The 21,788-nt window shown below is 55.3% G+C and carries 21 protein-coding genes; 16 read left to right on the top strand and 5 right to left on the bottom strand.

Annotated features, from left to right (window positions below; genetic code table 11):
- Nucleotides 1-74 precede the first annotated feature (74 nt).
- Nucleotides 75-818 (bottom strand): DUF1559 family PulG-like putative transporter, encoded by a 744-nt coding sequence (locus CCALI_RS11805; protein WP_016483715.1) that lies wholly within the window; start codon nt 816-818, stop codon nt 75-77.
- A gap of 541 nt (nt 819-1,359) precedes the next feature.
- Nucleotides 1,360-2,682 carry a glycosyl hydrolase family 28-related protein gene (locus tag CCALI_RS11800; protein WP_016483714.1) on the bottom strand — a complete coding sequence of 441 codons (1,323 nt, stop codon included), beginning with the start codon at nt 2,680-2,682 and terminating at the stop codon, nt 1,360-1,362.
- Nucleotides 2,683-2,858: 176 nt separating this feature from the next.
- Here CCALI_RS11800 and CCALI_RS11795 point away from each other — a divergent pair, with 176 nt between their 5' ends.
- Nucleotides 2,859-4,844: a glycoside hydrolase family 15 protein gene (locus tag CCALI_RS11795; RefSeq protein ID WP_016483713.1), complete on the top strand. Its 1,986-nt coding sequence runs from the start codon at nt 2,859-2,861 to the stop codon at nt 4,842-4,844.
- Between the two features lie 121 nt (nt 4,845-4,965).
- Here the strand turns inward: CCALI_RS11795 and CCALI_RS15415 are convergent, their stop codons facing one another.
- Nucleotides 4,966-5,760 (bottom strand): DUF429 domain-containing protein, encoded by a 795-nt coding sequence (locus CCALI_RS15415; protein WP_016483712.1) that lies wholly within the window; start codon nt 5,758-5,760, stop codon nt 4,966-4,968.
- A 202-nt stretch (nt 5,761-5,962) separates the two neighbouring features.
- The gene (gene hisC, locus CCALI_RS11785) at nt 5,963-7,093 is read right to left on the bottom strand and encodes a histidinol-phosphate transaminase (RefSeq protein WP_016483711.1); all 1,131 of its coding nucleotides are present in this window, start codon (nt 7,091-7,093) and stop codon (nt 5,963-5,965) included.
- Between the two features lie 225 nt (nt 7,094-7,318).
- Here hisC and CCALI_RS11780 point away from each other — a divergent pair, with 225 nt between their 5' ends.
- The 13 genes from CCALI_RS11780 (at nt 7,319) to CCALI_RS11720 (ending at nt 19,507) form a co-directional block, all read left to right on the top strand.
- Nucleotides 7,319-7,597, top strand: coding sequence for a YgiT-type zinc finger protein (locus CCALI_RS11780; protein ID WP_016483710.1), 279 nt, complete (start codon nt 7,319-7,321; stop codon nt 7,595-7,597).
- A 238-nt stretch (nt 7,598-7,835) separates the two neighbouring features.
- Nucleotides 7,836-8,117 carry a Trm112 family protein gene (locus CCALI_RS11775; protein ID WP_016483709.1) on the top strand — a complete coding sequence of 94 codons (282 nt, stop codon included), beginning with the start codon at nt 7,836-7,838 and terminating at the stop codon, nt 8,115-8,117.
- Between the two features lie 3 nt (nt 8,118-8,120).
- Nucleotides 8,121-8,573 (top strand): type II 3-dehydroquinate dehydratase, encoded by a 453-nt coding sequence (aroQ, locus tag CCALI_RS11770; protein WP_016483708.1) that lies wholly within the window; start codon nt 8,121-8,123, stop codon nt 8,571-8,573.
- 27 nt (nt 8,574-8,600) lie between these two features.
- Complete coding sequence (locus CCALI_RS11765) at nt 8,601-9,632, top strand: pepsin/retropepsin-like aspartic protease family protein (protein WP_016483707.1); 1,032 nt, start codon at nt 8,601-8,603, stop codon at nt 9,630-9,632.
- 194 nt (nt 9,633-9,826) lie between these two features.
- Nucleotides 9,827-10,780 carry a hypothetical protein gene (locus tag CCALI_RS11760; protein WP_016483706.1) on the top strand — a complete coding sequence of 318 codons (954 nt, stop codon included), beginning with the start codon at nt 9,827-9,829 and terminating at the stop codon, nt 10,778-10,780.
- 114 nt (nt 10,781-10,894) lie between these two features.
- On the top strand, nt 10,895-11,107 hold the full coding sequence (locus tag CCALI_RS11755; RefSeq protein WP_016483705.1) for a hypothetical protein: 213 nt from the start codon (nt 10,895-10,897) through the stop codon (nt 11,105-11,107).
- Entirely contained in the window at nt 11,100-12,914 is a 1,815-nt protein-coding gene (locus CCALI_RS11750; protein ID WP_016483704.1) for a S8 family peptidase, read from the top strand. The genes CCALI_RS11755 and CCALI_RS11750 overlap by 8 nt, the downstream gene beginning before the upstream one ends.
- Nucleotides 12,915-12,986: 72 nt before the next feature.
- Entirely contained in the window at nt 12,987-13,847 is an 861-nt protein-coding gene (locus CCALI_RS11745; RefSeq protein ID WP_016483703.1) for an Ig-like domain-containing protein, read from the top strand.
- Between the two features lie 149 nt (nt 13,848-13,996).
- Nucleotides 13,997-14,680, top strand: a complete 684-nt coding sequence (locus CCALI_RS15410; protein WP_016483702.1) for a type II secretion system protein — start codon at nt 13,997-13,999, stop codon at nt 14,678-14,680.
- Nucleotides 14,681-14,892: 212 nt separating this feature from the next.
- Nucleotides 14,893-15,750, top strand: a complete 858-nt coding sequence (locus CCALI_RS11735; RefSeq protein ID WP_016483701.1) for an aldo/keto reductase — start codon at nt 14,893-14,895, stop codon at nt 15,748-15,750.
- 9 nt (nt 15,751-15,759) lie between these two features.
- Nucleotides 15,760-16,227: a thioredoxin family protein gene (locus CCALI_RS11730; protein ID WP_016483700.1), complete on the top strand. Its 468-nt coding sequence runs from the start codon at nt 15,760-15,762 to the stop codon at nt 16,225-16,227.
- Between the two features lie 3 nt (nt 16,228-16,230).
- Nucleotides 16,231-18,429 (top strand): type I DNA topoisomerase, encoded by a 2,199-nt coding sequence (gene topA, locus CCALI_RS11725; RefSeq protein ID WP_016483699.1) that lies wholly within the window; start codon nt 16,231-16,233, stop codon nt 18,427-18,429.
- Nucleotides 18,430-18,439: 10 nt separating this feature from the next.
- Nucleotides 18,440-19,507, top strand: a complete 1,068-nt coding sequence (locus tag CCALI_RS11720; RefSeq protein WP_016483698.1) for a dipeptide epimerase — start codon at nt 18,440-18,442, stop codon at nt 19,505-19,507.
- 27 nt (nt 19,508-19,534) lie between these two features.
- On the opposite strand, the gene CCALI_RS11715 is transcribed toward CCALI_RS11720, so the two are convergent.
- Nucleotides 19,535-19,813 carry a helix-turn-helix domain-containing protein gene (locus CCALI_RS11715; protein WP_016483697.1) on the bottom strand — a complete coding sequence of 93 codons (279 nt, stop codon included), beginning with the start codon at nt 19,811-19,813 and terminating at the stop codon, nt 19,535-19,537.
- A gap of 295 nt (nt 19,814-20,108) precedes the next feature.
- Here CCALI_RS11715 and CCALI_RS11710 point away from each other — a divergent pair, with 295 nt between their 5' ends.
- On the top strand, nt 20,109-20,837 hold the full coding sequence (locus CCALI_RS11710) for a sigma factor-like helix-turn-helix DNA-binding protein (protein ID WP_016483696.1): 729 nt from the start codon (nt 20,109-20,111) through the stop codon (nt 20,835-20,837).
- 247 nt (nt 20,838-21,084) lie between these two features.
- Nucleotides 21,085-21,771, top strand: a complete 687-nt coding sequence (locus CCALI_RS11705; protein WP_044949189.1) for a hypothetical protein — start codon at nt 21,085-21,087, stop codon at nt 21,769-21,771.
- Nucleotides 21,772-21,788: the final 17 nt, after the last annotated feature.

The raw sequence follows: 21,788 nt of genomic DNA, 5'->3' as shown, positions 1-21,788 counted from the left end.
ACGTGAAGGACGGTCGTGCGCCTCTACCTTGCAAACGAGGTAGAGGCGCAGTGCTACCTACAGCCTATTCTGCATTAAAACGCCTGATGCTCACCGTAGAGCTCATGCCCTTCAAAAGGACGTATGGTGTCCTCGAAACGGTGCCACTTTGCATGGCCATCGGCATAGACAAAGTTACTTCCCCCGTTATGCCGATTGTAGGCAATAGCGATCGGATTGATCGGATCGTTAGGCCCATTGGGTGCAAGTATCTCACCTAACCAGGGATGGTAGTGAACGTCACAAAACGTGTCGCGCCGCTCACTAATATAGATGGAACGCGACGGGTCCGGCAGTTGCGCCAAGGTGGCACCGAAAAGATAGTAGGCGTTGAGCACGTAACTGGTGAGCGCCCCCGGCGGTGGTGCAGGCGGATCGGTGTTTTTACAGTTGCCATTGGCATCCAAAAGCGACTGCCCATGAGGATCCGGATCCGACGGACATATGTAGATGCCCACCTTGTTGGAATCGTGTCCGCTAACGTAGGGCAGAATCTTATCGAACGGTGAACCGTAGTCTATTGTCTCTAACTGCCCCTGACTGTCGTCCACAACCGGGTTGCTCGTAGTAGGATGCTCCTGTGGGAACTTCTCATCCCAATCCTGTAGATACATCGAGAGCGCCAACCCGATCTGCCTGCAGTTGGACAGACAGGCGATAGCGCGCGCCTTCTCTCTGGCCTGTGCGAAGACAGGGAAGAGAATGGCTGCAAGTATCGCGATTATCGCTATCACGACAAGTAACTCGATAAGCGTGAACGCTCGCGTGCGTTTGACCATAAAAAACTTACCTCCTCAAAAGATCGTTATCTCTTCACAGCTCTCCGAAGCACAAAAGAACTTCAGAGGAGCATCTATGCCAAAAGAGATGAAGAGATCGATCGAGGAGGCGGAGGCGATGGCGAATAGACGAAAGAGGGAGGCCACAAAGGCTGCACCCTAGAACTTAGATAGGTTCCCTCTATAGGGACCGATACCACAAAGCGTGTTGGGGGCAGGAGGGGAAGCTTCTGGTTAACTGAAAGCAGGAGGGCATGTTGTCTAGCCGACGACGCATGCAGACAAGGGCAGAAGGCGTATCCTTTTTGCGCTTTAGGGCAGCAACAGCAGCACATCTTTCCCTTAGCAAGCGCTGTTCGGCAGCAGGGCATATCGCAAGAGACGGTACGAGTGGGAGTACGACGCACAGAGCACTGCTCAAGGCGAAGGCCCCACACCTCGCTGACCAGGAAACAGAGGATAAGAAGTACGGCTGTCCCACGAAACACCGTTCTTGGCTCCCTCCTCCCATATACTACCGCAACAACCGTGCGATCTTTCGTCAGGTGGGCTGCTCGTTAAAGCCAAGCTGGGTTCGATTGCCCGCCCGATTATCCACAATAAGCCCACCGTTGGCCTGGTTGCCAATGAAGATAGCGGACTTCACCTGCTCCCCAATAATGGCGGCGGTTTTAGGCTGCATGAAGGTGCAGCCTTGCACGATCACTTTACCTGCATCGATCTGGAGAGCGGTAGAAGTCCAGTCCACAAAATGGCAGGCAGAGGCGGTGAACTGGGCGTTAGGGCCGCGCTGCCAGACGATTCGTTCAATGGGCCCCCAGAAAGCACAGTTACTTAGGCTCACTTTGGAGGAGACCTTCTCACCTATCTCCACGCACACGGCCGACGTGCTCGTCCAGCGCCCCACAAACTCGCCATTGTTGATGAGCAGGCCGTAGGGCTGAGCCTGTTCCACCAAAATATCGCGCTCGCAGGAGTCGGAACCTATGCCCAAAGAGTTGCCGTTGCAAGCGCCGGCCTTCGATTCGGAGAACTTGTAACCGACGCCATAACCAAAACAGAAGGTGTTTAATACATACTGCCAATCGGTACGTGCAAACTCGAAGGCGACGGCATTGGTGTTGACCCACTGACAGAAGGGGTCTTTGGGATCGAAGCTGACGCCGAAAGGCCAGAAGTGGCAGTTCTCCACGCGCCCAATGTCGTAGCAAGCATCCACATAGAGGCCACGCCAATGGGGATAGCCGTAGACGTTGCGCACGTAGTGCCGATGCGCTTCCTGAAGCCGAATGGCCTCGTAGGTGTTGAGGAAGCAGCAGTCCATAATGGCCACATCCTCCACACCCCCTTCGGCCAGCACAGTGGGCGGATAGGGAACGGGCGGCACATCGGTCTGCTTCCATTCGGGATAGGTGATGATAACGCCAGCAAGGGCTGCCATCTGGCCGGCGAGGCGAATGAACGGCGGATCGGTGGGCTTGCCGCGACCCGCATAGGCCAACAGAACGGTGCCGTAAAGTTGAGGATAGGGATCGTGACGTGCACAGGGCGCGGCGCGAAAAGTCCCTTGCAAGGTAACCCCTCCGGGGATGGAGAGATGACTATTAATGCGATACTGCCCTGCGGGCAAGCTCACGATGCCGCCGCCGACCTTGCCCGCGGCGTCGAGGGCTTTTTGTAGAGCGTCCGTATCGTCGTGATGGCCATCACCTCGTACCCCAAACTGCCGAGCGTCAAAATGAGCGCTATTGGCCGCCGATATCGCCGCCTCGCTGTGCGAAGTGGAACCGGCTAAAAAGCCGGCACCCGCAGCCAGCGCTGTGCTTTTTAGAAGCCGCCGCCGCACATCGTCATGCTTTTTCATAAGCCTTCCCTTAGAAAATCTCGCTTTGGGGAACACAACATAGGCGTTTTGCTGCGTTCTACCCGCTCTTCTACAGAATTCTACCCAACTCTAGGTGAAAATATGGAACATTCTTCTCAGAACACCGATAATTCCTCAGCAAAAAATAACAAGAAAAGCGCAATGGAGTGTAAATAATGCCACGCGACATACCGATCTGCAATGGAAATCTGCTGGTCGCCTTCGATGACCGCTATAACTTAAGGGAGCTTTTCTATCCTTATGTCGGGCAATACAACCACACCATGGGCTACCCTTGCCGATTCGGAGTGTGGTGCGACGGACAGATGTCGTGGGTATGCGATGACGGTTGGGAACGCCAGCTGCGTTACGAGGAAGACACTCTGGTTACCGAAGTGCACCTGCTCCATCAGGGCATGGGCTTGCGTCTGATCTGTCAAGATTGTGTGGACTGCAACGCCGACATCCTTCTGCGGCGGGTAGAGATTCATAATCTGTTAGGGGGCGAACGGGATGTGCGCCTATTTTGGCATCATGACCTTAATATCAGCGGCTCACGGGAGGGCGATACGGCCTACTACGACCCTATCCATCGTGCCATTTTGCACTACAAGGGCCGCCATTGGTTTCTGATCAGCGGAACCAACGGCAGAGACTGGGGGCTCTCAAGCTATGCGGTAGGCATTATCGGCCATCACAAGGCCCAGGGCACCTGGCGCGATGCCGAAGACGGCTCCCTTTCGCGCAACCCCATTGCGCAAGGCAGCGTGGATTCGGTGGGTCGCGTGATGGTGCGCGTGGCCGACAAGGCTGTGGTCTATAGCTGGATATGCGCCGGTCGCGACCTCGCCGAGGTAAGCCGTCTTGATCACGAAATTCGTGAGATAGGCCCTGAAACCATCTTGCAGCGCGTACGTACCTACTGGCACTTTTGGGTTACAAAGGGCGACACGCCTTTTGAGATGCCAGACGATATTTTGCGGTTCTACCACCGCTGCCTGCTGGTGCTTCGCACCCAGATAGACAACCGAGGGGCCATTATTGCAGCCAACGATTCGGATGTACTGCAATATAGCCGCGATTCCTACTCCTATATGTGGCCTAGAGATGGCGCCCTTGTAGCCTACGCCATGGACCTCGCCGGCTATCACGAGACCACGCGTCGCTTCTTTACCTTCTGCTCGCAGATTATAGACCCAAAAGGCTATTTTTGGCACAAATACAACCCAGACGGCAGCGTCGGCTCCTCCTGGCACCCGTGGGCTGACCGCACTGGACACCTGCAACTGCCCATTCAAGAGGATGAGACGGCTCTGGTACTGTTTGCCTTGGGCGAGCATTTCGACCGACTGTGCGATGTGGACTACCTGCGCACGGTATATCGTGACATGATTCAACCGGCAGCTGACTTCCTAGCGGCCTTTCGCGATCCGCATACCGGCCTGCCCGACATGTGTTGGGACTTGTGGGAAGAGAGGCGTGGCATCCACACCTTTACGGTCGCCTCGGTTTGGGCCGGGCTTTTAGCGGCTTCCCGATTTGCAGGCATCTTTGGCGACAAGGAGCGCGCACGACGATATCGGCGCGTTGCCGAGGAGATTCATGAGGCTGCACTTCGCTATCTTTACTGTGCAAGCCAGAACCGCTTTCTGCGAACCATACGTGTGGAGGAAGGCCAGATCGTTCCCGACCTCACAATGGACGCCAGCCTCGCTGGCCTGTTTCTCTTTCGGTTCTTAGCACCCGACGATCCTCGACTTATCTCTACTATGGAGCAGCTGGAGGCGAAACTTCAGGTTCGCACGGAAGTGGGCGGCATCGCGCGCTACGAAGGCGACTACTACTATCGTTGCTCCGACGATATAGCCAGCGTCCCCGGCAACCCCTGGTTCTTGTGCACTTTGTGGCTCGCCCAGTGGCGCATAGTGCGCGCCCAAAGCCTCGGCGAGCTGCAAGAGGCCGAATCGCTTTTGCGATGGTGCATCCGTCATGCGTTGCCCTCGGGCATTATGGCGGAACAGATCCATCCCTTCACCGGCGCTCCGTTATCCGTCTCGCCGCTCACCTGGTCACACGCCACCTTCATCTCCACCGTTTGCCAGTTACGCGACAAGTACCGACAGCTTTTGCATCAGGAGGATCGAATCGGCGTTGCAGCTTAGCGCTTCGCAAAGCGAATATCTTCACCACATCAGAGCAACGTTTGTGTCTCAAGGAAAGGGAAACGAGACAAGTGAGGGAAGCTTGCCCTGCAAGCTTCCCTAAAAAATCGGCCGTTCGACTCTACGCCTGGGCTGCCCCTTTTCGAAGACAGATCGCCAGCTCAGGCGTTACCGGAGTAAGAATGTAGCCATGCCGACTATCGCCTACCACGCAACAATGCTCGCCCTCGCCGTAATGCCAGTAGGTGGCCACCACGTAGGCGCACAAAAGGGCGTCGAGCCGATCCTCGTAACGTTTTAGCTCGCGCCCGTACCTCTTCGGTACCTCCGAAAGCCAGGACGGTGGCAAAAGAGAGGGCCGCGCTGTTTCTAACGATTCCAGCAGAGTCGCATAGCGCGCATACTCCGCCAAACGGCTTTGCAGTGAGCGCCCCGATTTAGCTTTATACTTCAAGGAGCGTTTGAGATGAAAGAGGGCGCACTGCGCGCTACGCGGAAACACCTCTAAACAACGTCGAACCGTGGGCTCAAGCGGTGGGAACCGATACTCGGGCGTCGTCCCGAGCGTCGTGCGCAGCAGGTGCAGAAGCCCCTCACCCCGCAAACGCCCTCCACAGATGCGCTGATTGACCGGAAGAGGACCGGCCTCGTAACGACCGAAACAGCGTCGTAGTTGGGTTTCGCAAGGGCGCTCTCCGTGGATATTGGGGACGATAAGAGGAGCATCAACCCCAATAAGCAGGCCAGCCCCTTTATCAATAGAACCCACGAAGCGCACGATCTCCTCATTTGAACCCAGAGCGTCGTGCCATTCTAGCGTTTGCAGCGTTTCATAGGAGGCATCGCGAGGTTCTAACACAACCACAGCGCTCGTGTTGCGATCTCCCCATGCAAGGTCAATCCCTACAAATCGCATGGTAGCTCACAAAAAAAGCCCGATGCCTTTCGGCATCGGGAAAGAAAGGAGGTCGCAACCCGCAGAACTTCTGCAGGGATCGCGATCGAACTGCTCGTACCTTATTATACTCCATGTTCATGACAAAAAGTTCCCAACTTTGATCTTTTTTGCAAAGCTAGCCACCAATCGCTTGTTCATGCCAGCTATATCTCAATGTGTACTATTTTATTTCCGCCAGGGCTTCGGGTAGAGCCTCCAAAAACCGGGCGTTTTGTGCGGGCGTCCCAATGGAGACGCGCAGATGGGTTTGACTCTTGAAGTCAGGGCTGAAGCGAACGATGACCCCTCGCCGTAGCAGAGCATCGGCCACCGCCCGCCCATCGCGCCCAACCTGCACAAAGATGAAGTTGCCGTAGGTAGGAGTATAGTCAAGCCCGAGATGCTCAAAAGCAGCGTAGAGCGTTCGTTTCCCCTCCTCGTTTACAGCCACCGTCTGAGCCACGAAGGCTTCATCCTCTAAAGCAGCTGCTGCTGCCGTCTGCGCCAGCAGGTTCACGTTAAAAGGCTCCCGCGTGCGCTCAAGCCAGCCGGCGATCTCTGGGCGCATGATCCCATAACCGATGCGCAGCCCCGCCAAACCGTAGGCCTTGCTGAAAGTGCGCAACAACACCACATTCCGCTCGTTACGCACGAAATCGAGACACTCCGGATACTCTGGCAAGCCGGTGGCATACTCATAGTAGGCCTCATCTAGCACCAAGATAGCCTGCTCGGGCAGACGGTCCAACAGCGCCTCAATCCCAGATCGGCTCAAGATAGTTCCCGTGGGGTTGTTTGGATTGGCGATAAATACCAAGCGGGTACGTGAAGTTACAGCCCTCAGCAACGCTTCGAGGTCGTACCCCCAATCGGGTGTCAAAGGCACTTTATGACAGAGCGCCTTGTTGAGCACAGCGGCCGCCTCGTAACGCACGAAAGAGGGATCGGCCTGGATCACCTCATCACCAGGCTCTAAAAAGGTGACCCCTAAAAGATGGATGATGTCGTCGGAGCCGTTGCCAAAAACGAGCGATTCGGGAGCTATGTCCAGTTTTTTGGCAAGAGCTAGACGCAGGGTACGGGAAGAGATATCGGGGTAGAGGTGCAGCTTTGGCGCCATCTGGGCGATGGCCTCGAGAGCTTTGGGCGAAGGCCCTAAGGGGTTTTCGTTGCTGGCAAGCTTAACCACCTCTTGGATGCCGAGCTCTCTCTGAACCTCCTCGATGGGCTTCCCAGGTACATAAGGCACGAGGTGAGCAATATTTTCAGCTACTCTCAGTGGGTGTGCTATAGCAGAACGTGGTTCGGACACAGTAGGCTTCCTCGAAATGTTGACTAATCTGAGAAATTATACCTCCTCCTCTAAACACCACCCTCCTGCTACAGCATGATGAGAAAATCAAAGAGAACCTAAGATCCTCATAGAATATCTACCGGTTTTTGCCCATAGAGATCGCTTTCTCGCAAAACTGCGCGTGCTTCGGGGCGTATTTTTGATGGATAATATGAGAAAGGGAACGAAACAGGATTTATCGCGATGTTGTTGTCAGAGATCAAAACGGTTTGGGCACCATGCCCTTTTTGCGGTGGTGAGTGCAGACCACAAGAGGTTACCTTGCCACTATGCCGAGAGAGAAACACCTACGTTATCGTGCAAGAGATACCGGCAGAGGTGTGCCAAGAGTGTGGTGAGATTCTATTTTCGGTATCAACGGCAGCAGCCCTTCTAGGGCTGCTGAACGGCAAGCACCTACCGATCGCTACAAACCACGTGCCTGTCTACCGCTTCGGTAACGACTCGACCTCCTCAGAATAGGAGACATGGGCAACTGCAAAGCGGCATTCGTACGAATGCCGCTTTTCGGTTTGAAGGCTTCCCGACAGCGCGAGCTCATCTTAGCGAAAGCTAGCCTCTCCCTTAACAGATTCTCTCCTAAGAGCATGCGGTGCAAACAGCTTGCGAACCCAACCTCACCGTGCCCCTTTACGAGAAAATAGGGTAATGTAGAGAATAAGTAACTTTGTGTGTACGTCGGTTGTCAGAAGGAGTAGAGATGGAAAGCGAATCGGAAGAGACCGCGAAGAACGAGCCTACGTCAGCCTTGGAACCGCAACCTCTGGAGCCGTGGTTCCTCAAGCTCTTGGCCTGCCCAGCCTGTCCGCAACGCTGGCCGCTGCAGCTTGACGAGTCGAAAACGGCACTTCACTGTTGGTGCGGCAGCTATGCCTACCCCATAAGCCCAGAGGGCATTCCCGTACTGCTCGTCGAAGAGGCCATTCTCTTGGACGAGCAGGCCGATCCGGCCACTGTCGCCCCTCCGCAAGAAGGAGATTAACCGATGCCATCGCTACGGGTTTTGGTGCTACAAGGACCTAATCTTAACCTCATCGGCTCCCGTGAGCCGGACTTCTATGGGCGTGAGACGTTCGATGAGATCAACCGAAAGATAAAAGCGAAGGCTCAGGAGCTTGGCGTCGAGGTGAAAATCCTTCAATCGAACCACGAGGGTGACTTAGTAGACGCCATTCAGGAGGCCCGAGAGACGGCGGACGGCATTATCATTAATGCGGGCGCGCTAACCCATTACAGCTACGCTGTACGCGATGCCCTTACGGCTGTGCGTTTGCCCACGGTGGAGGTGCACCTTTCCAACATTCACGCTCGCGAGGAGTTTCGGCATCGCTCGGTCATTGCGCCCGTGGTTATGGGACAGATTGTAGGGCTGGGCTCTCTTGGCTACCTGCTGGCGTTAGAGGCCATCTGTCAGCTCATCGAGCAAAGCCATCGCTAAGTGGCGCTCTTGGTAGATCGTTGGCATATGCGTTGGCAAAAACTCTTTGGGTTCTGTCTGCTGACATTGGGAATGCTGCTCTTCTGCGGCGGATGGGCGCCGGAGAGAGAAGCCTCATCGGCAAAGCAGGTAGAAAAAGCGGGCGCTGTTTGGGCTACAAAGCCGATAACGCTTCCTTCTAAGGGGCACCTGCCACTGCAGTTGCCCTGCCATAAGTGGTACGGCCTCCTTGTTGTACAGGCAGAATTTCCGGGGCACCAGTTGCTTAACTGCGGCCTAGATACGGCGATGAACGCTTGTGCCGTTCCCCCCCTCACCGTGTTGCGGCTAAAGCTGCCCAACCCCTCCGGCGATGTTCATGTGCAAAGGCTCTGGCAGGAGCTGCACGCTCCGACCACAGAGATTCCCTCGGTGAGCTTTGGCACCTTACAGATAGCTCCGCTGCAGGTCGTGCAGCTCGACGTGCTGCAGATGCTATCGCCGGAAATCGCCCTTAGCTCCGCCGATGCGCCAGTCTGCTGGCTTGGTGGGCCCTTTCTTTCCGCTTTTCAGGTGACCATCAACGCAGAACAGGAGTTCCTGAAGTTGGAACTGCCGAACGCTCCCTTGCCTAAGGGGCGTGGCGCGGTGGTCGTGCCAATGAAGCTGCGCAATGGCTGTCCCGAAGTGATGGTAAGTCTGCCAAAATCCCCCCCTTTTCCCGCCCTTGTAGACCTCACGGCTCCTATCTCCATCATCCCCACCAAAGTGGCTGAAACACTAAAACTCCAACCGCTAGAAAGCCTTCTGTGCGTAGGGACCGACGGTAAACCCTATCGGCTTACCCGCGCCATAGCCCCGCGCCTTTCCGTAGGCAAGGCCGGAGTGGATAAGCTCGATGTCTCCTTTCTCCAACCGCCCCTGGCCCTGCCCGGTCAAACCAAACCAGAGACAGCGTCTTCTCCTTTGGAATCGGAGGCCGTCTTAGGGAGAAACTTCTTAGATCGCTATCAGTTGACTCTTAACTATGCCCGTGGACAGATAGAGCTGATCCCCCTCCCGCATGAGCAGGCAAAGTAACCAGCAAAATCGCTTTTTCTTTTTGTAGAGGGCAAGGTCGCGGCCAGAATAACCAGGTAACTATAGAACAAAAAATACGTAATAGCAAAATAGGAGTCCTAGCTTGCAAAAAGAGTGCGAGCGGGCTCTCTCCGCGTTATCCGTTCTTATTGCGCATCATGATAGCCATGGTGCGGGAAGATAGGAGAAGAGCTATGTCTGGCCTTACGCAGAAAACCCTTCAAATTTTTTGGCTGGCCGTTGTCTTCTTCGCGCTACTGCTTGTCAGTCGGCCGGCCTCAGCGCAACGTCGTTCGCGAGCACCGGCATATAGCGCTCCGATAACAGTGCAAGCACATCCCCCTGTTTTCAATATGCCGTCTCGGTCAGCCCCGACCCCAGCAAGAGGACAAGACGTCGCCATAACCACCGCATACGACCGCTTCCTTCACACCACAGCGGGTTACCTCTATCGAACCGATCAGCAGCGCAGCATCATCGTTTACATCTACACACTTCCCTTGGATTGCGACGAGTTTGCTTGCTACGCTCTCTACTCCTGCAGGTCTCCCGTACCGCACCGTTGCTGCCCGCCGGTTTTCTTACCACCTATCTACGAACCGACGAACAACGGCCCTGTTCCGAGCATACACGGTAGTGGAGCCTGGTATCCGCCCTATGGAGTCTATGTGCCCAATCACCCGCAACGTGGGACCTCCGATAGCGATTCTTTTCCCACCGATGCCGTAGGCGCTTACTACTTGGGAAGCGACAGCCCTATTGCCAAAATAGACGTATCTAAACTCGATCCGGCGCTGCGCGCGACCATCGCCGATATTACACAAGCCTTTCAGCACAACGAGTTCGATGCGCTGGCAAGACATCTTCCCACGAAGGGAGTTATAGCTGTCTACTTGCGAGGACAGTATAGCTATGCACTTCCTCCCGATCAGTTTCTTCAGAGAACGCGACAAGGGCTCACCGCCTCACTAGCGCTGAGCTTTGGGCTGCACGGCATACGACAGATAGACCCAAATACCTATCAGGTTACTGGCATTCACGTGTTTAAAGACTCTCAAGGCAATGAACGCATGGGGTCCGTGGGCTATATCCTGCAGAAACAAGGGGCGACCTACGTTCTGCTTCCAGTGGAGGTGAACTCGCCGTAGAGTTGCATTGGCCTTAATTTGGGTAAACTACCATAGGTTGAACAGCATTTTTAGGAAACGCTTTTAAATTCCTTCCGTATTCCTAAAAAATGGTGCGGAAAGGAGATAAGGGGTATGCCGCTAACGGAGAAGCAGAAAAAGCTGATAGACGAGCGCATTCGGCGTGAAGGTCTGAATGAGTTTGGAGATCCTAAGGGTACCGTGTATGCCGGGGGCACACCGCTGTTCGATATGCGGACCGGCCGTATGCTCGATCGGTACGAATATATTCTCAGTCGCCATCGCGACTGGCTGCCTCAGCTAGAGAAAGAGGAACAAGATGAATGAGCGTAAGACCCCATGGCCATGGCTTGCTTTTCTCCTCTTAGCGCTGTCTGCTTGGCCGATGCTACGCGACTGGCAGAGAGAGGCGCGCTCCACTCAAGCCCCTCCCAAACCATCTATAGCAAACTCCAGCGCTTTCATCTCGCCGAACCAGATAGAGGTGCAACTGCGCCCTGGCGCCGACGATTCGACGCTGGAGGCGCTAAGCCGAGAAATAGGGGCGCCTTTACAGTGGGATAGCCCGTTGCATGCGGAAACAGAGATCGCTGTGGCCACTCTGCCCTCCGGCGTTTCGGTAGCCCAAGCGCTGGACAAACTACGTTCGGACGGCCGCGTGGAAACAGCTGATGTAGTGCACTACTATACAGAGCCCACAAGCGCCGTTTTGCCGCAGGAACTGGTAGCTGAAGAGCCTTCCGACTCGAATTCCACCTTGAAGAAGGACGCTTCGGGTTGGCGCCCGAACGACCCTCGTTACGATGAACAGTGGAATTTCCGCCTTATTCACGCGGAGGAAGCCTGGGCGCTTTCGCGCGGCAAAGGCATTAAGGTCGCTGTGATAGATACGGGAGTGGCCTACACCAACTGCGATAAAGGCCCCATCGCCCGCGACTTTAAGCAGACCCGTTTTGTGCCAGGCTACGATTTTACCAGTCGCTCGGCCATTGCCTACGACGACAACGGGCACGGGACTCATGTGGCCGGCACCATCGCCGAAAGCACCAACAATAACGAGGGGGTGGCAGGGCTCGCCTTCGATGCTACCATCATGCCGGTGAAGGTGCTTACCGGCTCCGGTATGGGCTCCTCCGCTTGGATCGCAGAGGGTATCCGCTATGCCGCCGACCATGGGGCGAACGTCATTAACATGAGTTTAGGTGGCCCCTTCCCCGACAAATTGATGGCCGAAGCATGCGATTACGCTCATAAGAAAGGGGTCGTTATTGTCTGTGCCGCAGGGAATACAGGCACGGAGGGAGTGGGCTACCCAGCCGCTTTCAAGCCGTGCATTGCCGTTTCTGCCGTTGGGCCGAAGGGCAACCTTGCATTCTACTCCTCCTATGGCCCCCAGATCGCGCTCGCAGCTCCAGGCGGCGATTCGAGAGTAGGTGGGCAGGCTGGAACCATTCTGCAAAACACCATCCTACGCGATGCCTCCGGCAACCCTGTGGATGACTACTACGGTTTTCAGGGTACCTCTATGGCATCGCCTCATGTTGCTGCCGTGGCCGCGCTCATTGAGGCCGTGGGCATTCGTAACCCCGACGACGTGAAGTGCATTCTACAAAAATCGGCCCAGCCGAAAGAGCCAACCAAGAAATACGGTGCCGGAATCCTCGATGCCGGTCGCGCCGTTAAGCTTGCCGTCAATACTTACGAGGACGGTGTTGCGCGATTTTGGTTTGTAGTGGCGCTGTTCGGCCTTGGAGGGCTGGTCATGTGGTTCAACCGTAAAACGGGCGGACCGAGACACTATCCTTTCTGGCCTATCGCCGCCTTTGCCTTTGGCCTGCTTGCTCCCGATTGGCTTAGCAGTACATTCGGGCTTGGTTCCCATTGGAACCTGCTCACCCATAGCGTGCTTATCCCCGCCGCCCTCTTGGTGCTTGGCGCCGATGGCCCTAAAGAACGAAGGTTCCTGGGCTACATGGCGCTCGGTTTCACCCTGCACCTCGGCTGGGAGTTTCTGCGTGACACCATCCCGGTTGGCCTAGACTATGGGCGCTTGGCCCTACTACCCTGGTGCGCCTCTAATGTGCTGATCGGGTTTGGTCTGCTCATCTCCGGCTTGGCTGCCAAGCAGGAGTAGCCAAACTCGGAAAGCCGTAACAGACTGCAGAGGCTTAAGAGAGAAATAAGATATTAAAGGAGAGTTCGTTTTATGCGCCGTGTGGGTTTTGTAGTAACTCTGCTGGCGTTAGTGGGTCTTTGGGGCTGCGGCGGAGGACATGGCAGCGTGGGCAACTCCTTGTCTCTTGCCATCATTCCCTCGAACACCACCGTAGCTCCCGGAGGCATACGTGGGTTTCAATATGTTTTGTCCGGTTCAGGAACGGCACAAACTGGCGTGGTTTGGAGCGTGAAAGAGGCTGGCGGTGGCACCATTGACAATACAGGGCTTTATACAGCCCCCACAACACCGGGGACCTATCACGTCGTGGTAACCAGTGTGGCTAACCCATCTGTTTCTGCTACGGCCACCGTTACCGTTGGGGGCAGCGGCCCCCTGCTGACCGTTACACAGCGCCAAGTGGTAGTGGCACCGGGCAACACCGTGTCGCTTGCCTCCGATGTCACGGTGAGCAACGCCTCTAACCCAACGTTGCTCTGGAACGTAACCGCTCCGAACCTAGGTACCGTAGACGCCAACGGCAACTATACCGCTCCTTCAACCCCCGGCGATTACTACGTAACCGTTTCGTTGCAATCCGATCCTTCCCAAACCGACTACATTCTTGTGGAGGTGGTGGGAGTAACTCTCAGTATCTCCCCAACGTCCGTTACCATGAAAGTAAACCAAACCTATGGGTTTGGGTATAACATTCAGGTGATCGGTTCGACGAACAATAAGGTCACCTGGTCGGTTACCGATCAGAACGGCAACCCAGTGAGTGGCGACGGCACGATCGATCAAAACGGCAACTACACGGCTCCCAGCACGCCAGGCACCTACTATGTGACGGTCTCCAGCCAAGTGCGCCCCGACATCAAGGCAACGGCCAAAGTCACGGTGACTACGTAAGTCAGAGCGTCGTTTAAAACAACGACGCGTTGATATATCTACAGCCTGCCAGGAAGCTCCCCTAAGCGGTTATACCGGCTTGGCGGAGCTAGTTGAAACGGTAAAAAGGGGTTAAAACGATGTCCGCTATCCCCCCTAGGCGGACCTTCATGGCTCGCCGCTTTCAGGGCGGCTTTACCTTGGTAGAGCTGCTCGTGGTTATCGCGATCATCTCGGTCTTGGCCGGGTTGTTGTTGCCCGTGCTGCTTCGGGCCAAAAGTCAAGCCCTCTCCGTGGCCTGTCTCTCCAATCTGCACCAGGCCGGGATGGCCTTCTCGATCTATGCGGAGGACTACGATGGCCTCTACCCTTACGCTGTAGACCCCGCCGATCGCTACACCCCGCAAATATGGGCAGCCTACCCGGCCTGGCAAAGCCAAATTCCCTTTATGCCCTGGCTTCATGAGGTGCTCCTGCCCTATGTGAAGTCCCGTGAAATCTTTCATTGCCCCTCGGATAGTGGCATGGATATTGAGGATTTCACCGGATTCGTTCTCAATGGCCGCCCCACAATGTTCGGGAAGTTCGGCACCAGCTATCTCTACCGAACTGAGATAGCCTTTCGCCATGCCGGCGACGCCACTTTCCAAAATCCTGCCGAGCTCAACGTCTACATGGACGGTTCAGGGCTATGGCATGGCAGCGGTCCATCAGACCTTTCTATCGGCGCGGGTCACTTCTTCGAGGGCAATTCGGAGCTATTTCAACGCCGCTTCAACACCCTCTTAGGCGACTATCACGTGAAGTCGCTCACCTTCAGCCAGGTTTGGAAGTTATGGCACCTGCCTCTATAGGGTTTTGCGATGGCCGTCCCTATTTTTCACTCTCTATCAAGAGCAGAGGCAATTGGTAAAGAGAAAATCGGTGCCACTTCCCACCCTACCTTCGTTATGCGCCCGAAATAAGAAGAAGTCGCTTTCTACCTCGTTGACGAAACTTTTGGAACGCGTATCAAGCAATTGAAGGTATTATGGTAAGGCGAGAATTTGATAAAAGGAGCCTACACATGGAAAGAAGAACGCTGGGGCGCACAGGCCAAACGCTCTCCATTATAGGGCTAGGAGGGGTTGCTCTGTTAGGACTGGAGCAACCAGAGGTCAACGCGTTGGTGGCCGAGGCGGTGGATCGGGGCGTAAACTATTTTGATGTAGCGCCGAGCTATGGGGCCGATCAAGAGGCTGAAAAGAAGCTGGGCCCTGCGCTTCGCCCCTATCGTCAACGGGTGTTTCTGGCCTGCAAAACCGCGCGACGCGACCGTGATGGGGCCGAAGAGGAGCTTCGCCGTTCCCTAAGCCACCTCCAAACCGACTACTTTGATCTCTACCAACTTCACGCGATCACGACTCTGGAGGAGGTGGAAGCATGCTTTGGGCCCAATGGAGCTATGGAGGCTATTGTGGCGGCGCAGCGAGCCGGGCTGATACGTTATATAGGCTTTAGCGCCCACTCCGTGGAGGCCGCCTTGTTGGCCATGGATCGTTTTGATTTCGATTCGGCACTTTTTCCCGTCAATTTCGTAACTTACCTACAGGGGCACTTCGGACCTCAGATCATCGCCCGAGCTGAAGAAAAAGGGGTAGGCCGATTGGCGTTAAAGGCCATGGCACGTACGCATTGGGCAGAGGGAGCACCGCGTCCCTATCCTCACTGTTGGTACGAGCCGATCTCCGATCCCGAACTGGCCGAGCTGGCCTTCCGTTTTACCCTATCTCAGCCGGTAACGGCCGCTGTGGCGCCTGGAGACCCACGCCTTTTCCGTATGGGGGTTACCTTTGCCGAGCGTTTCCGTCCACTAACTTCGGAAGAGCACCGACGGCTTGAAGAGGAGGCCAAGAGCTTACAGCCCATTTTCCGGGCTGCCTAGGAGTCGCGCATGCGAAATCGTCATCTCTTTTGGATAACGCTTTTTCTCGTTGGGGTGCTTGGCTATATGCACGGGGAGCATATTGGAGGCGATGTGCACTGGCGCAGCAACCTCGCCGCCGCCCAAAAAGAAGCGGTCGGAAGCGGCCGCTACCTGCTTCTGGATTTCTCCGCACCCGACTGCGGGTGGTGTGCAAAAATGGATGCCGACACCTTTTCCGACCCCAACGTGGTACGCCTTTCCCAGCATTTCGTGTGCGTTCGCGTGGATAGCGAGGAAAACCAAGCGCTTATCGCCCGTTACCGCGTGATGGCCTATCCTACGCTGATTGTAGCCGACGCCGCCGGACACCCGCTCTACCGACTAGAAGGTTATGTGCCTCCCGAAAAACTGGCGCCTTTGCTGAAAGCCTTGGCGCCCCACAGTGATCGTCATCTTCTTGAAAATATTCCTTTTCTGTCAAAACCGTCGAAGTAGTCTATGGCAAAACCGCTCATTATTGTGGAATCGCCCGCGAAAACCAAAACCCTGAAGAACTTTCTTGGTGATAGATATCAGATCGAAGCCAGTATGGGCCACGTTCGCGACCTGCCGCGCTCGCGCTTGGGAGTGAACATAGCACAGGATTTTGCGCCGGAATATCGCCCCATTGCCGAGCGCAAGCAGGTGCTGAAACACCTGCAAGAGGCAGCGAAGAAAGCCGATACCGTCTATCTCGCCTCCGATCCGGATAGAGAGGGCGAGGCCATCGCTTGGCACCTTGCTGAGACTCTGAAACTTAAGAATCCTCGCCGCATTCAGTTTAACGAGATCACCCAGCAGGCGGTGCAACAGGCACTGCAAAACCCGCGCGACATCAACATGGACCTTGTGAACGCGCAGCAAGCACGCCGCATTCTCGATAGACTGATCGGCTACAAGCTCTCGCCTCTTCTTTCCAAGAAAATTCAGAGCGGGCTATCCGCCGGGCGCGTGCAATCGGTGGCCTTACGGCTTATCTGCGAACGGGAACGCGAGATACAGGCCTTTGTGCCTGAAGAGTACTGGTCACTTACCGCTATTCTCACTCCGGAACCTCCCGAGGTGCCCTTTTTGTTCGCTGCCCAACTCCACAGCCGTGGGGGCGAGCGCGTAGAGCTGAAGACAGAGGCGGACGTTAACGCCGTTCTGGCTGAGATCGAAGGCGCACGCTACCGGGTAGTGGAGCTAAAAAAGCGCGATGTCCGCCGCAACCCACCACCGCCCTTCATCACCAGCACACTACAGCAAGAGGCCGCTCGTAAACTCTACTTCTCCAACCGCCAGACCATGGCGGTGGCACAGGAGCTCTACGAGGGCGTAGAGTTGGGGCCGGAGGGCAGTGTAGGTCTCATTACCTACATGCGTACCGATTCGGTGCGCGTGGCGCAGGAGGCTCAAGAGGAGGCACGGCGCTTCATCTTGGAGCGATACGGCGAGGCCTACGTACCGCCAGCACCCCGCCAGTACAAAACCCGCCGTGAGGCCCAAGATGCACACGAGGCCATCCGCCCTACCCGTGTAGACCGCCTGCCGGAGCAGGTGGCGCCCTACCTTACCGAAGACCAACTTAAACTCTATCGCCTTATTTGGCAACGGTTTGTGGCCAGCCAAATGAGCCCCGCTCAAATTGAGGTAACCACCGCCGACATTGCAGCTCAGGTGGAGGGCGCCGAAAAACCACCCTACATCTTCCGCGCAACCGGCAGCGTGATGAAGTTCGACGGTTTCACGCGCGTCTATACCGAGGGGAAGGACACAGAGGAGAAGAGCGATGAAGAGCGCCCGCCTTTACCTCCCTTGCACGAGCAACAACCGCTGGCTTTGGAAAGGCTGGAGCCTCGCCAACACTTCACCGAGCCTCCACCGCGCTATAATGAGGCCACCATTGTAAAAGCGCTGGAGGAAAAAGGTATTGGACGCCCATCCACCTATGCGACCATCATCTCGGTGCTGCGCGATAGAAACTATGTGGAGCTGGTAAACCGAAGCTTTGTGCCCACCGAGCTCGGCTTCTTGGTAAATGACCAGCTCGTTAAGCATTTCCCTGACATCGTGGATGTAGGTTTCACCGCAGAAATGGAGACCCATCTCGATGAGATCGAGGAGGGCAAGACGGATTGGGTCGCTCTATTAAGAGAGTTCTACGGGCCTTTTGAACAGTCGGTCGCTCAGGCGCTTGAAAAGATGGAGAGCCACAAACCTCCACCGGTCGAGACCGAGTATCGCTGCCCGAAGACAGGGAATGTGATGCTGCTCCGGCAGAGCCGCTACGGTGTTTTCTTGGGCTGTAGCGCCTACCCCAAGTGCAAGAAGATACTTAAGTTGAACGAGAAAGGCGAGCCGGTGGAAGGGCCGGAGTTCACCTGCGGACTGGAAGAAACAAAGCCTGCTGGCGCTGCCGTGGGCGATCCAAGCACCCTTCCTAACGCCACGGAGCTGCGCTGCCCTGATGGACGCGAGGCCGTGATGGTGCGTCGTCAAGGGCCTTTTGGTCCCTTCCTCGGATGCAGCGCCTATCCTAAATGTCGCACGGTGTTGAAGTTAGGGGAAGATGGGCTGCCGCTCCCCTGCCAAGAGTTTAAGTGCACCTACTCGGAAAAGGGAGCGCGAAAAGCCCGTACCACCCCAAAATCCCGTACCACAAAAAAGAAAGGATAAGCTGCACCCCATGCCTCGCATTCGCGCGATAGAAGCGCAACCGTTTGAGACCCCGTTGCACGGCGTTTTTGTAACCTCCAGAGGCTCTAGCGACAAGGCACGTGGTGTGGCCGTTTTGCTGCAGCTCGATGACGGTCGCACGGTACGTGGCGAGTCGGTGCCGGCTAGCTATGTGACCGGTGAAACGCGCGAAACGGTGCTGGAAACGGTTCAGCAGGTTGGCCCTACCCTTATCGGTATGGACGTAAGCGATTATGCAGGGCCCATCGCGCATATCGAGCGCTTGGCACCTCATCAGCCAAGCGCTCGGTGCGGTATGGAGATGGCGATCTTTCTCGCCTGGAGCCTCGTGCACGGCATGAGCTTGAGGCGTTTGTGGGGTGGTGCTAGCTCGCAGTGCGAAACGGACATTACCATTCCTCTCGTTCCCGAAGCGGGCGCCTTGGCAGCTCAGGCCTGGCAACGCGGCATCCGCTTTCTCAAGGTTAAGGTGGGGCAGAGCGATCAGGAGGGCGACCTTCAACGTGTGCGCGAGGTGCACAGAGCGGCTCCGGAGGCTCTGCTGCGCCTTGATGCCAATCAGGGCTTTTTGCCGGATGAGGCGCTGCGATTTGTGGACACGCTGCTGAATGAGTCCATTCCCATTCAACTGTTGGAACAGCCGGTGGCGAAAGAGGATATTGCCGGCCTATGCTATGTTGCGCAGCGGTGCCCTGTGCCAGTATTTGCCGATGAGAGCTGCCGAACCCGACAGGAGGGGCTGCGTTTAGCGGACACTCCCGTTCACGGTTTTAACCTCAAGATCAACAAGTGCGGCATTCAAGGCACTTTAGACCTCATAGCCATTGGGCGTGCAGCAGGCAAGCGCCTAATGCTCGGCTGCATGTTGGAGACCAGTCACAGCATCGCCGTTTCAGCGGCCATTGCCTGTGGCACCGGCGCCTTCGAGTTCCTCGACCTCGATGGTCACCTTCTACTGAAAGAGCCCCAAAAAAGCGCCGCCTTCTATGCCGAAGGCGGCAAAATACAGCTCATGGATAACGGCGCTACACCGCTTTTTGAGGGAGAACGTAGATAAAAGAGCAAGCCATCTCCTTACAAATTCTTACGGCTCCTCAAGACCGACACCGGAGTCTCCTACCTCTGAAGCGCTAAGAAGACCCAGTCTCCGAGCCAACTGCAAGGCCTGGAGGCGGTTTTTTACATGAAGTTTGTGATAGATATTGTCTAAATGAAAATCCACCGTACGCTTGCTTACGAAAAGCATCTCGGCAACACGCTTACTTGGATGGCCCTCTCCAATGAGGCTGAGTATCTCCTTCTCGCGTCGAGTTAGCCGTATCCTCTTTGGGATTTCAGCCTGGTATTGTTGTGATGATGACATTGGTTTCCTCATGGTTGCGTCGTGTTGTCTGTATGTGCATGCTTGTACACAGCAGGAATGCCTCGACCCTAGTGGGTTTACTAGCTCGTCTTCTTTATTCCATATATTTTCATTTTTTTGAGATACAAACCGCCCCTTAGCCCCGTTCCCTTTCGTTCCTCTTCCCCCAAATTGGCCACATATGGGTAAACGGGAGCTTTTTGCGAAATAGAGCAGGAGTTTCTCTCTATTTGGGTAACCTAATGTTGATCAGCTGTGTCATTCGTAAGCCTATTTTCTAGGAAAGGGAAAATCCGTGGGCGACAATGAAGAGTTGGTTGAACTACCGCTCCGTAAAAAGTATGAGCGCAACAGCCAAATAGATGAGCAAGTTACGGATCTGCTTCGGGAGTCCCTCTCTTACGTAGAGCGATTCGCTCGAATACCTTATGGACAACCCGGCTATATCTACACGGAAGCTCTTGTTGAACTTTTTTTCCGCCGGCGAGATGAGACACAACCAGAAGAGGCGAAAAGGCTTCTAGCAGTGATCCTAAAGCGAGTCAAAGTTCGGGCCTATCGGCTGTGTAAAAAGGCAGCCGTCCCCGATTGCGAGGAGTGTAGCAACGAGATCGTCTCTGAAGTGGGCATGCAGCTCGCTCAGGGCAACTTGGATAGCCACTATTTCTGGTGTTGCAACTTTATTGCGGCTTTAAAACGAACTTTTTCTAAATATCTCCAGCGACTAAAGCGCCAGCAAGGAAACGTCATATCGTTAGAAGTCGCCGCTTATGAGGATGCCGCAGCGCCCATTGAGACAACGGCGGACTGCGAAGCCGACATCATCACCCAAGCTTTAAACAGACTAAGTGTGGAGAAGTTATTTCAGGCGCTTACACCAAAACAGACCCGTATCGTGAAGCTCTTAAGGGATGGCTACAGCCAAGCCGAGATAGCCAATGAACTTAACTGTACTGATAGAACGGTGAGAAACATGATCCAGCGGATTAAACAGGTGATGATCGACCATGAGATAGCGCCTTAGAGGCAGGGAGCACGTAACTTGACAGGTGAGCGGAAAGCGGTGAGCTATTTCGTTACGGGAAAATATTTCCGCTTTAGACGCCTAGAAAACCATTTACCTTTGTGGAAGCCGCTGAGCAAGGGCTTCCTTACAAAATCGAAAGAACAGATCATAAAGTTGTCGCAGAAAGGGTTCTAGAATGTCAGAAGCAGACAAGACAGATGCTCGGAAGCGGAGCAAGCGGCCGGTCTCATCTTCTGTGAGGCCGATGCCCTCTCCCCCAGAGCAGGAGATAGAGCTTCTTTACCTGCGCTGGCACGCAGAGATAGAATCGGGCCAAACCAGAACGTTAGAGGAGTGGCTGCGCGAGACCCCTGAATACCTGCATGAGGAGCTTTGGAACCTGATCGAGATCGAGAGCCTCTCTCATGCAGCAGAACAAGAGGAGATAGCGATTCCGCCGGAACTAGAGGCCCGCTTCGAACAGCACATTCAAGAGACGATCGAGCGCTATTTCCCGACCAGGGAGAGAGCGGACGCATCCCCGCAGCACATCCAACAACCCTCTGAGATCTCCGATACAGCCCTCCAAGAACAGCCGCTTACGCTAACCCGCTTGCAGAAGCTTCTGAAAACAAAGCGAAGCCTTCACCAATGGGCACAGACACTGCACATGCCAGTTCCTTTCTTTAATCGGCTGCTGCGTGCCCACCTGCACCCCGACTCCGTTCCGGAGTTCGTCTACCAGAAACTGGCTGAAGCAGCAGAGCTTTCCATCGAGCAGGTACGCGTTGCGTTTGCACAGAGTCGGCCTTTCCTCTCTCCGAATGCGGCCTTTCGTGCGGAAGCGGCTCCGCAACTTCCCGATCAGCAAGATTTTTGGGAAGCTCTCTTCTCAGAATCGACTCTGAGCGAAGAGGATCGGAAGTTCTGGGAAGCGATGCGGCCTAGGTGAGTGCTCGGAGAGGAAAC

Source organism: Chthonomonas calidirosea T49, assembly GCF_000427095.1.
In the GTDB taxonomy this organism is placed as follows: Bacteria; Armatimonadota; Chthonomonadetes; order Chthonomonadales; family Chthonomonadaceae; genus Chthonomonas; species Chthonomonas calidirosea.
This window is presented reverse-complemented; position numbering and strand designations above follow the sequence as displayed.

Bases quoted from the DNA above. Each gene is read 5' to 3' on its own strand.
- CCALI_RS11730 (WP_016483700.1), top strand. From the start codon at position 15,760: ATGCGAAATCGTCATCTCTTTTGGATAACGCTTTTTCTCGTTGGGGTG.
- CCALI_RS11750 (WP_016483704.1), top strand. From the start codon at position 11,100: ATGAATGAGCGTAAGACCCCATGGCCATGGCTTGCTTTTCTCCTCTTA.
- CCALI_RS11805 (WP_016483715.1), bottom strand. From the start codon at position 818: ATGGTCAAACGCACGCGAGCGTTCACGCTTATCGAGTTACTTGTCGTG.
- CCALI_RS11720 (WP_016483698.1), top strand. From the start codon at position 18,440: ATGCCTCGCATTCGCGCGATAGAAGCGCAACCGTTTGAGACCCCGTTG.
- CCALI_RS15415 (WP_016483712.1), bottom strand. From the start codon at position 5,760: ATGCGATTTGTAGGGATTGACCTTGCATGGGGAGATCGCAACACGAGC.
- CCALI_RS11760 (WP_016483706.1), top strand. From the start codon at position 9,827: ATGTCTGGCCTTACGCAGAAAACCCTTCAAATTTTTTGGCTGGCCGTT.
- CCALI_RS11795 (WP_016483713.1), top strand. From the start codon at position 2,859: ATGCCACGCGACATACCGATCTGCAATGGAAATCTGCTGGTCGCCTTC.
- CCALI_RS11780 (WP_016483710.1), top strand. From the start codon at position 7,319: ATGTTGTTGTCAGAGATCAAAACGGTTTGGGCACCATGCCCTTTTTGC.
- CCALI_RS11775 (WP_016483709.1), top strand. From the start codon at position 7,836: ATGGAAAGCGAATCGGAAGAGACCGCGAAGAACGAGCCTACGTCAGCC.
- CCALI_RS15410 (WP_016483702.1), top strand. From the start codon at position 13,997: ATGGCTCGCCGCTTTCAGGGCGGCTTTACCTTGGTAGAGCTGCTCGTG.
- CCALI_RS11765 (WP_016483707.1), top strand. From the start codon at position 8,601: ATGCGTTGGCAAAAACTCTTTGGGTTCTGTCTGCTGACATTGGGAATG.
- CCALI_RS11745 (WP_016483703.1), top strand. From the start codon at position 12,987: ATGCGCCGTGTGGGTTTTGTAGTAACTCTGCTGGCGTTAGTGGGTCTT.
- CCALI_RS11705 (WP_044949189.1), top strand. From the start codon at position 21,085: ATGCCCTCTCCCCCAGAGCAGGAGATAGAGCTTCTTTACCTGCGCTGG.
- CCALI_RS11735 (WP_016483701.1), top strand. From the start codon at position 14,893: ATGGAAAGAAGAACGCTGGGGCGCACAGGCCAAACGCTCTCCATTATA.
- topA (WP_016483699.1), top strand. From the start codon at position 16,231: ATGGCAAAACCGCTCATTATTGTGGAATCGCCCGCGAAAACCAAAACC.
- CCALI_RS11715 (WP_016483697.1), bottom strand. From the start codon at position 19,813: ATGTCATCATCACAACAATACCAGGCTGAAATCCCAAAGAGGATACGG.
- aroQ (WP_016483708.1), top strand. From the start codon at position 8,121: ATGCCATCGCTACGGGTTTTGGTGCTACAAGGACCTAATCTTAACCTC.
- CCALI_RS11755 (WP_016483705.1), top strand. From the start codon at position 10,895: ATGCCGCTAACGGAGAAGCAGAAAAAGCTGATAGACGAGCGCATTCGG.
- CCALI_RS11800 (WP_016483714.1), bottom strand. From the start codon at position 2,682: ATGAAAAAGCATGACGATGTGCGGCGGCGGCTTCTAAAAAGCACAGCG.